Raw genomic sequence first — 15,097 nt, forward strand, 5'->3', positions numbered from 1 at the left:
TTTATTCTACTTTTTCAGTCGAAGTTAGAAAAAATTCGCCAACAAATCGCGGCCAACAAAATGATCGGGCGGTTCAGATCCCTTTTTGCGCATTGGACCCGTGGCCTCAGGCGGCGGCTGGCCGGCGATCGATATCATCCTGAAGAACACTATATGCGTGGCCCCGGACCGAAGACGCGGGCCAAATTCGCAGGTAGCAAAAGCACGCCGGCATCATGAATCCAGCTGCGCCGCGCGGGGCCAATTCCGCACCGTCGCAACGGCCGCTTCCCAATACACGCGCGCCTGATGAAGGCGACGGTGTCGACACCTCGCCAACCGTTTCCGACAGCATCGCCAAGACCACCTGCTATATGTGCGCCTGCCGCTGCGGCATCGACGTCCACATCAAGGACGGCAAGGTGCGCTACATCAACGGCAACAAGGACCATCCGGTCAACCGCGGCGTAATCTGCGGCAAGGGCAGCTCCGGCATCATGCAGCATTACAGCCCGGCGCGGCTGAAGAAGCCGCTGCTGCGCAGCGGCCTGCGCGGCTCGGGCGAATTCCGTGAGATCGAATGGGAGGAAGCCCTTTCGATTGCGACCGGGCGGCTATCGCATATCCGCCGGACCGATCCCAAAAAGCTTGCCTTCTTCACCGGGCGCGACCAGTCACAATCGCTGACCGGCTGGTGGGCGAGCCAGTTCGGCACGCCGAACTTCGCCGCCCATGGCGGTTTCTGCTCGGTCAACATGGCCGCCGGCGGGCTCTACACGATCGGCGGCTCGTTCTGGGAGTTCGGCGAGCCCGACTGGGACAATACGAAATACTTCATGCTGTTCGGCGTCGCTGAAGACCATGATTCCAACCCAATCAAGATCGGCTTGGGTAAACTCAAGGCGCGCGGCGCCAAGGTGGTGTCGATCAACCCCTGCCGCACCGGCTACAACGCCATTGCCGACGACTGGATCGGGATCCGGCCCGGCACCGACGGCCTCTTCGTCTTCGCCCTCATCCACGAACTGCTCAAGGCGGGCCGCGTCGATCTCGATTATCTGCTCCGCTACACCAACGCCCATGTGCTGGTCATCCAGGAGCCGGGTGCGGCGGACGACGGGCTATTCCTGCGCGACAGCGACAACAATCTTCTCGCGTGGGACAGAGTGGCGAAGACAACCGTCAACGCAGCCGATGCGGATGCGAAGCCGGCGCTGACCGGCAGCTTCACGTTCGCCGGCCGCCGCTGCGTGCCGGTGTTTCGGCTTATCGCCGACCGCTACATGGACGACAGCTACGCACCCGATGCGGTCGCGGCACGATGCGGCATTCCGGCCGACACCATCCGCCGGATCGCCGCCGAACTCGCCCACGTCGCCTTCGAACAGACGATCGAACTGCCGGTTGCGTGGACCGACTGGGCCGGGCGGCGGCACGAGACGATCAAGGGACGGCCGGTGTCGATGCATGCCATGCGCGGCATCTCGGCCCACTCCAACGGCTTTCACTCCTGCCGTGCCATCCACCTGCTGCAGGTGCTGCTCGGCACGGTGGACGTGCCCGGCGGCTTCCGTTTCAAGCCGCCCTACCCTCGCTCGGCGCCGCCGGGACCGAAGCCGGCCGGCAAGGTGGTCAGGCCGATGACGCCGCTCGACGGCATGCCGCTCGGCTTCGTCTGCGGGCCGGACGATCTCCTGGTCGACGAGGCCGGCACGCCTTTGCGCATCGACAAGGCTTATTCCTGGGATGCGCCGCTCGCCGCGCATGGGCTGATGCATACGGTCATCCGCAATGCGTGGGCCGGTGACCCGTACCCAATCGACACGCTGATGATGTACATGTCGAACATGGCTTGGAATTCCTCGATGAACACCGTCGAGACCATTGCCATGCTCACCGACCATGACGAAGCGGGTAACTACAAGATCCCCTTCATCATCTATTCCGACGCCTATTATTCCGAGACGGTGCCGTTCGCCGACCTGGTGCTGCCCGACACCACCTATCTCGAACGTCACGACTGCATCAGCCTGCTCGACCGGCCGATCAGCCATGCCGACGGGCCGGGCGACGCGATCCGCCATCCGGTGGTCGAACCGGACCGAGAGGTCAGGCCGTTCCAATCGGTGCTGATCGAACTTGGCGCTCGGCTTGGCCTGCCCGGCTTCGTCGAGGACGATGGCTCGGCCAGATATGCCGACTATGCCGACTACATCGTCAATCACGAACGCACGCCCGGCATTGGCCCGCTCGCCGGCTGGCGCGGCAAGGACGGCACGTCTGTCGGCAAGGGCGAAGTCAATCCCGACCAGCTGCAGCGCTACATCAACAATGGCGGCTTCTGGCACCAGGATTTTGCTGAGGACCAGCGCTATTACAAGATGGCCAACCGCCCCTATCTCGACTTCGCAGAGCAGATGGGGTTCATCCCCAAGGCCGAGCCGATCGTGTTCCAGCTCTATTGCGAACCGATGCAGCGCTTTCGCCTCGCCGCGCGCGGTCATGGTCGCGTCCAGCCGCCCGAGAGCGAACGCCAGCGCATCGAGACCTATATGGATCCGCTGCCGTTCTGGTTTACCCCGTTCGAAGAGGCCGCGGTCGATCCGCAGAAATACCCGCTGCATGCGCTGACGCAGCGGCCTATGCACATGTATCATTCCTGGGGCTCGCAGAATGCGTGGCTGCGGCAAATCACCAGCCAGAACCGCCTGTTCGTGCACCACCAGACCGCGGCAGTTCTCGACCTGGCCGACGACGACTGGGTGTGGATCGAAAGCATCAACGGCCGAGTGAAGGGACAGATCAAGCTGGTCGACGGGGTCAATGCGGATACGGTCTGGACCTGGAACGCCATCGGCAAAAGGCGCGGCGCCTGGGGTCTGAAGGACAACGCTGCCGAGAGCAACCGCGGCTTCCTGCTCAACCACATTATCGGCGACCAGACCTCGGCCGATGCGAACGGTAAACGCTATTCGAATTCCGATCCGGTCACCGGCCAGGCGGCGTGGTTCGACCTCAGGGTACGCATTGTCAAATGCTCTGATGAGGAAGCCGGCTTCACCGAGCCGCAATTCGAGCGTTTCAGCCAGCCGCCAAATGTCGAGCCATCGCCCGACATCCTTCGCTTCGGCGCCGAGTTCCGCGTCCATAGGGAAGCTGTGGAATGACCTGCCTTCCCGCCCATACAGACAAGAAGCTTGGCCTGGTCATCGACCTCGACACCTGCGTCGGCTGCCAGGCCTGCGTCACCGCCTGCAAGGAGTGGAACACCGGCGGCCACATGGCGCCACTGACCGACATCGACCCCTATGGCGGCCATGTCGACGGCGTCTGGTTCAACCGCGTGCACAGCTACGAGCACACGACCGAGGCGGGCGGGCGCACGGTCAACTTTCCGCGCTCCTGTCTGCATTGCGAGACGCCTGCCTGCGTCACTGTCTGCCCGACCGGCGCGTCCTACAAGCGGGCGTCGGACGGCATCGTGCTGATCGACGAAAGCAAATGCATCGGCTGCAAACTGTGCAGCTGGGCGTGCCCCTATGGCGCGCGCGAATTCGACACCGATGTCGGCGTGATGAAGAAATGCACGCTTTGCGTCGATCGCATCTACAACGACAATCTGGCCGAGGAAGACCGCGTGCCGGCCTGCGTTGCCGCCTGCCCGACCAGCGCCCGGCATTTCGGCGATCTCGGCGATCCCTCGTCGGCTGTCTCGCAACTGGTGGCGGAGCGTGGCGGCGTCGACCTGATGCCGGAGATGGGCTACAAACCGACTAACAAATATCTGCCGCCGCGCGCCCAGCGCGCCGCATCGGTGCCGGCGCCAAGGCTCGAGCCAGTCACGGCCGAAGGCGGTTTTCTCGGCTGGATCGACCGCATGCTTTCGAACTGACCAATGCATCCAGCCTTTTCCGTCGTCTTCTTCACAACTGCCACAGGAGCGGGCTACGGACTGCTGGCGCTGCTTGGCGTGCTTGGCGGACTGGGTTTTATCCCGGCCCATTTCTGGCCCGGCCTTATCGGCATGGGCCTGGCGCTTGGCCTGATTGCTGCCGGCCTTTTGTCGTCGACCGGCCATCTTGGCCGGCCCGAACGCGCCTGGCGCGCCTTTTCGCAATGGCGTAGCTCCTGGCTGTCACGCGAGGGTGTATCGTCGGTCGCGACCTTCATTCCCGCCGGGCTGTTCGGCATCGGCTGGGTGTTTTTTGGCCGCACCGGAGGCTGGATGGCCATCGCCGGGTTTCTCGCAACTATCGGCGCAATCGTCACCGTCTGCACCACCGGCATGATCTATGCCTCGCTAAAGCCGATCGCGCAGTGGCATAGCCCGTATACGCTGCCGGGCTATCTCATCTTTTCGGCGATGACCGGCAGCGTGCTGTTGAACGCGCTGCTGCAGGCTTTCGCCATCAGCCCGACCGCCGTTGCGGTAGCCGCCCTGCTGCTGACCTTGCTCGGCTGGGGCTGGAAGCTGGCGACGTGGCGATACAATGACGCGCTGGAGATCGCGACCACCGCCAACACGGCGACAGGCCTCGCCGGAGGGACGGTGCGCTCGCTGGAATGGCCGCACACCGAGGAGAACTACCTGCTCAAGGAAATGGGTTTTCGGATCGCGCGCAAGCATGGCGCAAAGCTGCGGCTGATCACGCAGTTGCTGGCTTTCGCCTTGCCTGCCCTGCTGCTGCTTTCTGTCTTATTCGCTTTGCCCTGGCCATTCGCAGCGGTGATGTCGGTGCTTGCGGCAATCGTCCAGTTCGCCGGCATGCTGGTCGAGCGCTGGCTGTTCTTCGCCGAGGCCAAGCACACCGTCACCCTCTATTATGGCCGGTAGAGCGTCCCGCCGTCAGGCGGCCCGTGCTCGTGGCGCCGCCGGCAAATCCTTAAGCAGGATTTCGATCGCGGCATCGATTGCAGCTGTCCTGCGGTCGTGCGCGTAAAGGCCGTATTGGACCGTGAGCGGCTCGGGCAGGCCGGCTGACGTCTTCAGCACCCGCATCGAAGCGGTGCGCACGGATTCGGGCGGAAGCAGTCCAACGCCCAGTCCGTTCTCGATCGCGGCCTGAAGGCCGGTGACGCTCTGGCATGACAAGGCGATCCGGTGCTCCCGGCCGGCGGCGACCAGCGCCTCGATCATCCGCCTGCGCCAAGGGCAGGTTGCGCCGAAGGCGGCGAGATCGAGTGGCCGGTCATGGTCCAGCACATAGTCCTGGGCGCAGACCCACTGCAGTTCGACGTTCCATGTCGTCACGGCATCGGCCGCGACGACGGATGTCGGGGCAATCATGACATCCAGCGCATCCTCGCTCCACAGCCGTCCCAGCGCGACGCTGTGCTCGACCATCGCGTCGAGGCTGATGTCGGGATAGGTGCGATGCAGCCGCCCAAGCGCGGCCGAAAGCGCGGCCGTGGTGACCTCTTCGGCAAGACCAATACGCACGCCGCCGCCAATGCTAGCCTGCTGCAGACGCGCCACCGCTTCATCGCCGAGAGCGAGGATGCGGGTCGCGTATCCCAGAAAGAGCTCTCCCGCCGCAGTCGGTACGACACCGCGGCCGGTGCGCTGGAACAAGTGCCGTTGGAGCAGGCCCTCCAGCCGGCGCATCTGCATGCTCATCGCCGATTGGGTCTTGCCGGTCTGCGCGGCGACCCTGCTCAGGCTACCTTGCCGGCAGACCGCGACATAGGTGCGGAGAAGGTCGAGGCCGATCTGCTCAGATATCATTTTGTTTGAACTCTGATGTCATAGGTATCAGTCTACAATGTATCTCGCCACGCGCTATCTCACACTCAAGAGAACAGCGCAGGGGAGAAAACCATGAAAGCGATCCGTGTTCACCGCCATGGCGGGCCAGATGTGCTCGCCTACGAAGATGTCGACATCGGCCAGCCCGGACCGGGCGAGGTGCGCGTGCGCAACCGGGCGGTCGGTCTCAACTTCGTCGACATCTATTTTCGCACCGGCGAATACGCGCCGCCCGCTCTGCCATTCATTCCCGGCAATGAAGGCGCCGGCGAAATCGTCGCCGTCGGTGAAGGCGTCAGCGGCTTCGCGCCTGGCGACCGAGTCGCCTATGTCGAGACGCTCGGCGCCTATGCCGAAGAACGCATCGTGCCGGCGCATTTCGTCGTGCATCTGCCCGACGCCATCGATTTCGAGACGGGCGCGGCCATGATGCTGAAGGGGCTGACGGCGCAATATCTGCTGCGTCGCACGTTTCGCGTCGAGGCGGGCCATACAATCCTGGTGCATGCCGCGGCGGGCGGCGTCGGCCTCATCCTGACGCAATGGGCAAAGCATCTCGGCGCCATCGTCATCGGCACGGTCGGTTCACCCGAAAAGGCCGAACTTGCGCGCGCCAATGGCTGCGACCATGTCATCGACTACAGCAAAGAGAATTTCGCCGCACGGGTGAAAGAGGTCACCAACGGCGAAGGCTGCCACGCCGTCTATGACGGCGTCGGCAACGCGACCTTCCCGGCCTCGCTCGACTGCCTGCGGCCGTTCGGCACCTTCGTCAGCTACGGCACAGCGTCGGGGTCGATCCCGCCCTTCGACATCATGCTTTTGATGCAAAAGGGTTCGCTGTTCGCCACCTGGCAGTTGCTGTTCCATCATCTCGCCAGGCGTGAGGACGTTGTCGCCATGAGCGAGGATCTGTTCAGCGTCGTCCTCAGCGACGCAGTGAAAATCCCGGTGCACACAAGCATGCCGCTTGCCGAAGTGGCGGAGGCGCATCGCCGGCTCGAAGCACGGCAGACGACAGGCGCAACCGTGCTTATACCGTAGAAACTTAGCCCGGCCGCAGCATCGAACCGGAAATGGCGAAGATGCGCGCGGCGCCCATCATATAGGCTATCAACGTCTCGCGGCGGAACAGCCCGGCATAGGCGCGGTCGAGCACGTTGAGCGAACCGGTATAGGCGCCGAAGGCCGGCATGATCATGCGGCCGCCATCGCCGGCAAAGCAGCGCCGCCGAACCGAGCGGCCCTGCTGGACGATGCGGGCGCAAGGGTGAAGATGGCCGGCAACTTCGCCCTCGGTTCTTACCTTCGACGGCTCGTGGCGGAACAGCAGCGAGCCGATGGCGAGTTCGCGCACCGTCTCGCCGGGCAAATCCGCCGGCGCTTCCGGGTCATGGTTGCCGGCGACCCAGAACCAGTCGCGGCCGGCCATCAGCGCTTCCAGCAGCTCGCGAAAACTCGCATGCATGCGCTCGGCACCGCCGCCGTCGTGGAAGGAGTCGCCCAGGCTGATGACGATGGCCGGCTGGTAGTCGGCGATCACCGCTTGCAGCCGCAGCAGAGTGGCGCCGGTGTCATAGGGCGGGATCAGCGCGCCGCGCCTGGCGAAGGACGAGCCTTTTTCCAGATGCAGGTCAGAGACCGCGAGCAGCCTCAGATCGGGGAAATAGAGCACGCCGCGCGAATCACAGACCGCGCGCTCGCCCGCGATGCCGACAAAGTCGGCCTCGGCGATCAGCGATGCCCGCGCCAGCGAAAAATTCATTCCTCAACCATCCCAGGACCCATGGCTTCCTCGACCAAAGTCGCGGCATCCATCAGCAGCGTTTCGTCGGCCTCGCCATTCACCGGCATCTTGCCGATTTCGAGCATGATCGGCACGGCCAGCGGCGATATCTGTTCGAGTGCCTTATGCACGATTCGACCCTGGATACGCGAGAGCATGTCGGCAAGTCTGCTGACATCGAGCAGACCGGTCGCCGCGTCGGCGCGCGTCGCCTGCAGCAGGATGTGGTCGGGCTCATGGCTGCGCAGCACGTCATAGATCAGATCGGTCGAGACGGTGACCTGACGGCCGCTTTTCTCCTGGCCGGGGTGGCGCTTCTCGATCAGGCCTGAAATCAGCGCGCAGTTGCGGAAGGTGCGCTTGAGCAGCCAGCTGTCGGCCAGCCAAGCCTCGAGGTCGTCGCCCAGCATGTCCTGGTCGAACAGAGCGCCAAGCGAAGGTTTCCGCGATTTGAACATCGCGCCCATATCGCCCAGCGACCAGATGGCCAATGCGTAGTCGGTGGCGACGAAGCCAAGCGGCCTGGCGCCGGCCCTGTCCAGCCGGCGGGTGAGCAGCATGCCGAGCGTCTGGTGCGCCAGCCTGCCCTCGAAAGGATAAGCGACGAGATAGTGACGGTTGCCGCGCGGAAAGGTCTCGATCAAGAGGTCGTCGCGTTTGGGCAATACCGATTTGTCGGCCTGGAACCGCAGCCAGTCCGATACCTGCTCGGGCAGCTTCTTCCAGCGCTGCGGGTCGTCCAGCATGGCGCGCACCTGCTCGGCGAGGTAAGTCGAAAGCGGAAATTTGCCGCCGCCATAATAAGGAACCTTGGCGTCGCTTCCCGGCGCATTCGAGACGAAGCATTCGTTCTCGCGGATGCCTTCGAAGCGCAGCACTTTGCCGGCAAACATGAAGGTGTCGCCATGCGTCAGCGTTTCGAGGAAGGCCTCCTCGATCTTGCCCAGAGCCCGGCCGCCGTGCGAAGCCGAGCCTTTGCTGCCGGCCTTGACGTAACGCACATTGAGCGCCGGCACCTCGATGATGGTGCCGACGTTCAGCCGATATTGCTGCGCGACGCGGGGATTGGAGACCCGCCACATGCCGTCCTTGTTGAGGCGGATGCGGGCGTAGCGCTCGTAGTTCTTCAGTGCGTAGCCGCCGGTGGCGACGAAATCGATGACGCGGTCGAATGTCGGCCGGTCGAGGCTGGCATAGGGCGCTGCTGTCAGCACTTCCTCGTAGAGATCGTCGGCGCGAAACGGCGCTCCGCAGGCGCAGCCCAGCACATGCTGGGCCAGCACATCGAGCCCGCCATTGACCAGCGGCGGCGTATCCTGGGCGCCCAGATAGTTGGCGTCCAGCGCTGCCCGGCACTCCAGCACCTCGAAACGATTGGCCGGGATGAGGATCGCCTTCGACGGCTCGTCCATGCGGTGGTTGGCACGGCCGATGCGCTGCGCCAGCCGGCTGGCGCCCTTGGGCGCCCCGACATGCACGACCAGATCGACGTCGCCCCAATCGATGCCGAGATCGAGCGTCGAGGTGGCAACGATGGCACGTAAGGCATTGTCTCCCATCGCCTTCTCGACGCGGCGGCGCTGGGTGACATCGAGCGAGCCGTGATGCAGCGCGATCGGCAAGGTATCCTCGTTGACCCGCCACAATTCCTGAAACAGCAGCTCGGCCTGGCTGCGGGTGTTGACGAACAGCAGGGTGGTCTTGTGGCGCTTGATCTCGCGGTAGATTTCCGGCGTCGCATAGCGCGCCGAATGGCCGGCCCATGGCACGCGCTCTTCCGAATCGAGGATCGAGATTTCGGGCTTCGCGCCGCCGGTTACGACGATGAGCTCAGACATATCGGGACTTGCCAGGCCTTTGGGCGGATTCTGGCTCACCAGCCAGCGCCGCAACTCGTCGGGCTCGGCCACCGTTGCCGACAGACCGATCGTCTGCAGGCCGGGCACGATGCTGCGCAGCCGCGCCAGCCCGAGCGCCAGCAGATGGCCGCGTTTCGATGTCACCAGCGAATGCAACTCGTCGAGCACGACATAGCGCAGATCCTCGAAGAAGCGCCCGGCATCGCCGGCCGCAATCAGCAGCGCCAATTGCTCGGGCGTGGTGAGCAGGATATCGGGCGGCGCCAGCTTCTGGCGCTGCCGCTTGTGGGAAGGCGTGTCGCCGGTGCGCGTCTCGATGGTGACGGGCAGGCCGATCTCCTCCACCGGCTTGCCGAGGTTGCGCTCGATGTCGACGGCCAGCGCCTTCAGCGGCGAGATGTAGAGCGTATGGATGCCGCGCCGTGCCATACCGGCTTTGCGTCTGGGGCGGTTGGCCAGTTCGGTCAACGATGGCAAGAAGCCGGCCAGTGTCTTGCCGGCGCCGGTCGGTGCGATCAAGAGCACCGATTGCCCGGCTTGAGCCTTCGCCAGCAGCTCGATCTGGTGAGCGCGCGGCGACCAGCCTTTTTCGCCAAACCATCTGATGAATGGCTCGGGCAGAAGGACGGCGGCATTTTGTTTGGCAAGGCGCGGCTGCTCGGTCACGCGAAAGAGGTAGCGCGACGGCGCGCGATCGCCAAGGAAAATCGGAACAAAAGGTGATCGGGTGAGTTGCCCTCACCCCGTACGGGGAGAGGATGCCGGCAGGCACGTGAGGGACAGCGCGAGCTTTCAATCGCTGGCGCCGCCCCTCATCCGCCCTTCGGGCACCTTCTCCCCGTGAACGGGGCGAAGGAAGAGGCGCTAAGGCCGCCGAAACCCAGTCGGCCCGCCATAGAGATACCCAATCCGATCAACCGCATCCTTCAGCCCTTCGCGCGAGACCAGCATGGTGTGGCCGTTGGCGTGGATCATGGTCTCGGCGTCGGTCATAACGGCGACATGCCCCTTCCAGAACACGAGGTCACCGCGTTTTAGCCCGGCATAATCGGATCCCGGATCGAGCGGCTCGCCCAGGCCTGCCGCCTGCATGTCGGAATCTCGAAGCACATTGCGGCCGGCCATGCGCATGGCCAGTTGCACGAGGCCAGAACAGTCGATGCCGAAGCCGGAGGTGCCGCCCCAGAGATAGGGCGTGCCGATAAACATCTCGGCGACCGAGACATAGTCGGCGGCGATATCGCTGACCGGGCGCACATGGCCGGCGATCAGCGCCTCGCCGGAAGGCAACAGCGCATAGTGCGTGCCGCGCGTTTCGGCAGCGCCCCTCACCGTCACCGTCGAGCCCATCGACAATTGCCCGCTGATCGGAAAGCGCAGATCCGGGCCTGGATAGAGAAAAGTGCGCGGCGCCGTGACGATGTGGGTTGGCGCATGCTCGCGTGCGCCCAGCATGGTGGCGCCGACGTAGCCGACATAGCCGTCGCGTTCGGCCTGGACCCAGGCCCAGCCTTCGGCTTCCTCGAAGACAAGCACATCGTCGCCGAACAGTACCTGCGTGTTGACGCCGGCATCCGGGCGCGGTGCCTTGCGCACGTCAGCCACGGAGGCCGTGATCCGAGCCCGACGGCCGGTGACGAAGCGATCGGCCGAAACCTCCCCTTTCAGCCTTGCATCGGCGAGGTCGGAACGGAAGGCGTGGAGGCGGGCATCCCTGGCAGTCAAATCGGTACTCGTTCTAATTCATGGATTGATCAGATGGGCAGTTCATGAGCCCTGGCAACGATACCATCCCCGAAGCGCTCGACAAAGAGCGCGCCTTCGACCGTGCGCCGGATCAGCACATTGCGCTTGTCGAGCTCGTCGCGATGGCGTGACACCAGTTTCAGCGCACCCATAGTGTCGAGGGCGCGGGTGATGACCGGCTTGGTGACATTGAGGCGGGCTGCCAGGCCGCGCACCGTGTGCGGCGGCGGGTCGAGATAGATCGTGAACAGGATCGCCGTCTGGCGCATGGTGAGATCTGGCGCGCCGGCGCGCACCTGCGACAGCATCACCTGCTGCCATAGTCGCATCGCCTGGCTCGGACGCATCGAAATCGACATCGCGCGAGCATGACGGCAAATTGTTTCGGTTCCGTTTCAGTTTAGAGGCAGTGTGCTTTGCTCACGACCCTAGGCATAGCGCCTCGAAATGACCCGCTCCAGTGCACGGATGCCTTGCGCCTCGCCGCCGGCGGGTCCATAGGGGCGATCGGACGGGTTCCAGGCGAAGATGTCGAAATGCGCCCAGCCCGTTGTCCGTTCGACAAAGCGCTTGAGGAACAGCGCCGCGGTGACCGAGCCGGCGAAACCGTCCGTGGTGACGTTGTTGATGTCGGCGATCTTCGACGCCAGCCTGGCGTCATAGGGCCGCCACAACGGCATGCGCCACAACGGATCCTCGACGGCCACCGAGGCCGCAGCCAGTTCGGACGCCAGCGCTTCGTCGCCAGTGTAGAAAGGCGGCAGATCGGGACCGAGCGCGACACGCGCTGCCCCGGTCAGCGTCGCCATGTCGATCAGCAGTTCCGGCTCCTCGTCATCGGCCAGCGCCAGCGCATCGGCCAGCACCAGCCGCCCTTCGGCGTCGGTGTTGCCGATCTCGACGGTAATGCCCTTGCGGCTGGTCAGTACATCTCCAGGCCGGAAAGCGTTGCCGGCAATCGAATTCTCGACCGCCGGAATCAGGACGCGCAGCCGGATCTTCAGCCCGGCAGCCATGATCATCGAGGCCAGGCCCAGCACATTGGCGGCGCCGCCCATATCCTTCTTCATCAAGAGCATGCCCGACGACGGTTTGATGTCGAGGCCGCCAGTGTCGAAACAGACACCCTTGCCGACCAGCGTCACCTTCGGCGCGCCTTCCGGTCCCCAAACCATGTCGATCAGTCGCGGCGCTCCGACCGAGGCCCGGCCGACCGCATGGATCATCGGGAAATTCTGCTTCAGGAGATCATCCCCCTTGATCACCGACACCTCGGCCTTGTGAGTGGCCGCCAGGGTCCGCACGGCCTTCTCCAACTCGTCCGGTCCCATGTCGCTGGTCGGCGTGTTGACGAGGTCGCGCGCCAGGAAGACGCCGTCGGCGATGCGCCGGACGCGTCCTGCATCTACGCCGAGCGGCAGCGCAAAACGCAGCGTCTTGCCTGATTTCTTTCCGTAGCGAGTGAAGACGTAACCGCCGAGCACCAAGGCTATGGCCGCGAGTTCCGGCTCGGCTGGAGCGGCGGCAAAATGCCAGTCGCCTTCCGGCAAGGCTCTCGCCAGCATGCCGACCGCCAGCGCGCCCTCGCCATCACCGACGCCGAACAAGGCGCCGGCAAGGGAACCGTTGTCGCCGGGGACGGCGAGCGTCCTACCGGCTTCGCCGGAAAAGCCGTTGGCGGCCGCCCATGCGGTCATGGAAGGCGAAAGCCCCAAGGCCTCCAGTCCATCGCTCGCGACCAGATGGACCGGCAGGGCAGTGTTTAGTGTCTCGATGAGTTCGACGGGCATTCGATGGTCTCCGGGAGGCTTGCAGGTCGTCCTCAGTCAAGTGACAGGGACGTCGGATGATTTCAACATCTATGCACAGGGGCCGGCATGGGACTGCCAGGCCAAAGGCTTCCGGCGGGCCGTTCACCGATCCGACGGCTCACTTGTTAACTGTCCGTTAGGGTTAACAGAATATTTCTGCGGGGATGAAGATGGCCACGTGAATGGCCACGCGCAGGAATGGAGAGCCCCGTGCCGATGCCCACCAACCGCAGGATGAACGTCACGGGCAAACGGTTGGTCACCACGGCACTGCTGATGGCGCTGGCGGCCGGTGTTGCCGGGTGCGGAACCAGCAAGCTCACGACCGGCTCGATCGGGCGCACCAGCGGCAAACCGCTGGAAACCATGTCGGCCAGCGAGTTGCACGGGGCGACCGGGCGGCTGGGCGAATCCTACGCAAAGAACCCCAACGACAAGCGGCTGGCGACAAATTTTGCGGCGGCGCTCCAGATGGACGGCGATGCCGACCAGTCGCTTGCCGTGATGCGCAAGCTGGCGATCGCCTACCCCAAGGATCGCGACGTGCTTGCCGCCTACGGCAAGGCGCTGGCCGCCAACGGCCAGTTCGAGCCGGCGCTCGACGCCGTGCGCCGGGCGCAGACGCCGGAATATCCGGACTGGCGGCTGATGTCGGCCGAGGCCGCCATTCTCGACCAGCTTGGCCAGAAGGATGAAGCGCGCCAGAACTACCGCAAGGCGCTGGACCTAAAGCCGAACGAACCCTCGATCCTTTCCAATCTCGGTATGTCCTATGTGCTGGAAGGCGATCTGCGCACCGCCGAGACCTATATGCGCTCGGCAGCCCAGCAACCGAATGCCGACAGCCGGGTGCGCCAGAACCTTGCGCTGGTCGTGGGACTGCAGGGCCGCTTCGACGAGGCCGAGAAGATCGCGTCGCAGGAGCTTTCACCCGAACAGGCGCAAGCCAATGTAGCCTATCTTCGCCAGATGCTTGCCCAGCAGAACGCCTGGAGTCAGCTCAAGGATCAGGACAAGGCAAAGCCGGCGACCAACTGAGCGCCGCATGGGCGCCGGCTCCGCACAGCGCAAAATCCGTCCACATCTCAAAGCTGAAAACAAGAGCCGCACTGCATTGGCAGTGCGGCTCTTTTGTATGGCTGCAACGAGGCCTACTGGCTTGAGGAATTGTGCTGGTCGCCGAAGATGCCGCGCTGACTGACCTGGATGCCGGCCGGGCCCAGAATGATGGCGAACAAAACCGGCAGGAAGAACAGGATCATCGGCACGGTAAGCTTCGGCGGCAGGGCGGCGGCCTTCTTCTCGGCGGCATTCATGCGCATGTCACGGCTTTCCGAGGCCAGCACGCGCAATGCGTGCGCCACGGGTGTGCCGTAGCGTTCGGCCTGGACCAGCGCCTGGGACACTGACTTCACCGACTCCAGGCCGGTACGAGCCGAGAGGTTTTCATAAGCCTGCTTGCGCTCCTGCAGATAAGAGAGTTCGGCGTTGGTCAGCACGAATTCCTCCGCCAGCGCCACCGACTGCGAACCGATCTCCTCGGAGACCTTGCGCAAGGCAGCCTCGACCGACATGCCCGATTCGACGCAGATCAGCATCAGGTCGAGCGCATCCGGCCACGCCGCCTGGATCGACTGCTTGCGCTTGGCGGCACGATTGTTGACGTAAAGGATCGGCGCGTAGAAACCGGCGTAGGCGACAAGGATGCAGACGAACAGTTTCACGAAGGCCGGCCGGTCAGGCAGTCCGCCGAGCACGAACAGATAGATCGCTGCCAGCGCGAAACCGACAAAAGGCAGGATCAGGCGGAAGAACAGGAAGCGGGTCAGCGGGTTCTGGCCACGAAAGCCCGCCACCTTGAGCTTCTGCAACGTGCCTTCATCGGCCAACGCACGCCGCAGGTCCAGCCTGTCGACGATGTTGCGCATGCCGATCGACTGCTCTTCGCGCAGCCCCTTGCGGCGACGATCGGCTTCATTGGCAAGCCGCGCGCGCTGCTTGGCGCGCAATTCGTCACGCTCCAGCGCCACCGATCTCATGCGAGTCTTGAGCTGATTGCCACCAAGGGCCGGCAGCACCGTGAAGACGGTCGCGAACACCGCAATGCCAACCAGCAACGCTATCAGGAAGGCAGGATCGGTCAGCGATTTTACGACTTGGTCGGTCATTC

Annotated in this window: 13 protein-coding genes; 6 read left to right on the plus strand and 7 right to left on the minus strand. The window is 64.1% G+C overall.

What is annotated here, in order from left to right:
* Positions 1-215 precede the first annotated feature (215 nt).
* The 3 genes from NKI96_RS16205 to NKI96_RS16215 are packed head-to-tail and all read left to right on the plus strand — an operon-like array spanning position 216 to position 4,813.
* Positions 216-3,146, plus strand: coding sequence for a molybdopterin oxidoreductase family protein (locus tag NKI96_RS16205; RefSeq protein ID WP_352805183.1), 2,931 nt, complete (start codon positions 216-218; stop codon positions 3,144-3,146).
* Positions 3,143-3,871 (plus strand): 4Fe-4S dicluster domain-containing protein, encoded by a 729-nt coding sequence (locus NKI96_RS16210; RefSeq protein ID WP_023738199.1) that lies wholly within the window; start codon positions 3,143-3,145, stop codon positions 3,869-3,871. The genes NKI96_RS16205 and NKI96_RS16210 overlap by 4 nt, the downstream gene beginning before the upstream one ends.
* A 3-nt stretch (positions 3,872-3,874) precedes the next feature.
* Positions 3,875-4,813, plus strand: coding sequence for a dimethyl sulfoxide reductase anchor subunit family protein (locus NKI96_RS16215; RefSeq protein WP_352805185.1), 939 nt, complete (start codon positions 3,875-3,877; stop codon positions 4,811-4,813).
* A gap of 12 nt (positions 4,814-4,825) precedes the next feature.
* Here NKI96_RS16215 and NKI96_RS16220 read toward each other — a convergent pair whose 3' ends face one another.
* Positions 4,826-5,704, minus strand: a complete 879-nt coding sequence (locus NKI96_RS16220; protein ID WP_352805188.1) for a LysR substrate-binding domain-containing protein — start codon at positions 5,702-5,704, stop codon at positions 4,826-4,828.
* Between the two features lie 93 nt (positions 5,705-5,797).
* On the opposite strand from NKI96_RS16220, the gene NKI96_RS16225 reads away from it, so the two are divergent.
* A complete protein-coding gene (locus NKI96_RS16225) occupies positions 5,798-6,769 on the plus strand; it encodes a quinone oxidoreductase family protein (protein ID WP_352805191.1) in 972 nt (323 codons plus the stop codon).
* Positions 6,770-6,773: 4 nt separating this feature from the next.
* On the opposite strand, the gene pdeM is transcribed toward NKI96_RS16225, so the two are convergent.
* Together pdeM and NKI96_RS16235 are read right to left on the minus strand one after the other, a co-directional pair.
* Positions 6,774-7,490: a ligase-associated DNA damage response endonuclease PdeM gene (gene pdeM / locus NKI96_RS16230; RefSeq protein ID WP_023681974.1), complete on the minus strand. Its 717-nt coding sequence runs from the start codon at positions 7,488-7,490 to the stop codon at positions 6,774-6,776.
* The gene (locus NKI96_RS16235; RefSeq protein WP_245263045.1) at positions 7,487-9,991 is read right to left on the minus strand and encodes a ligase-associated DNA damage response DEXH box helicase; all 2,505 of its coding nucleotides are present in this window, start codon (positions 9,989-9,991) and stop codon (positions 7,487-7,489) included. The genes pdeM and NKI96_RS16235 overlap by 4 nt, the downstream gene beginning before the upstream one ends.
* Here NKI96_RS16235 and NKI96_RS16240 point away from each other — a divergent pair.
* Positions 9,899-10,093 carry a hypothetical protein gene (locus NKI96_RS16240; protein ID WP_245260071.1) on the plus strand — a complete coding sequence of 65 codons (195 nt, stop codon included), beginning with the start codon at positions 9,899-9,901 and terminating at the stop codon, positions 10,091-10,093. The genes NKI96_RS16235 and NKI96_RS16240 overlap by 93 nt on opposite strands.
* A 141-nt stretch (positions 10,094-10,234) precedes the next feature.
* On the opposite strand, the gene NKI96_RS16245 is transcribed toward NKI96_RS16240, so the two are convergent.
* The 3 genes from NKI96_RS16245 to NKI96_RS16255 all read right to left on the minus strand — a co-directional run bounded on the left by NKI96_RS16245 (position 10,235) and on the right by NKI96_RS16255 (position 12,906).
* Positions 10,235-11,095, minus strand: a complete 861-nt coding sequence (locus tag NKI96_RS16245; RefSeq protein WP_023681976.1) for a C40 family peptidase — start codon at positions 11,093-11,095, stop codon at positions 10,235-10,237.
* 29 nt (positions 11,096-11,124) lie between these two features.
* Positions 11,125-11,475 carry a MarR family winged helix-turn-helix transcriptional regulator gene (locus tag NKI96_RS16250; protein WP_023669596.1) on the minus strand — a complete coding sequence of 117 codons (351 nt, stop codon included), beginning with the start codon at positions 11,473-11,475 and terminating at the stop codon, positions 11,125-11,127.
* Between the two features lie 69 nt (positions 11,476-11,544).
* A complete protein-coding gene (locus tag NKI96_RS16255; protein WP_023726845.1) occupies positions 11,545-12,906 on the minus strand; it encodes a leucyl aminopeptidase family protein in 1,362 nt (453 codons plus the stop codon).
* 237 nt (positions 12,907-13,143) lie between these two features.
* Here NKI96_RS16255 and NKI96_RS16260 point away from each other — a divergent pair, with 237 nt between their 5' ends.
* Positions 13,144-13,965, plus strand: coding sequence for a tetratricopeptide repeat protein (locus NKI96_RS16260; protein WP_023669594.1), 822 nt, complete (start codon positions 13,144-13,146; stop codon positions 13,963-13,965).
* Positions 13,966-14,078: 113 nt separating this feature from the next.
* Here the strand turns inward: NKI96_RS16260 and NKI96_RS16265 are convergent, their stop codons facing one another.
* A complete protein-coding gene (locus tag NKI96_RS16265; RefSeq protein ID WP_023696714.1) occupies positions 14,079-15,095 on the minus strand; it encodes a type II secretion system F family protein in 1,017 nt (338 codons plus the stop codon).
* Between the last annotated feature and the right edge of the window lie 2 nt (positions 15,096-15,097).

This window comes from Mesorhizobium sp. M0292 (genome assembly GCF_040321695.1).
In the GTDB taxonomy this organism is placed as follows: domain Bacteria; phylum Pseudomonadota; class Alphaproteobacteria; order Rhizobiales; family Rhizobiaceae; genus Mesorhizobium.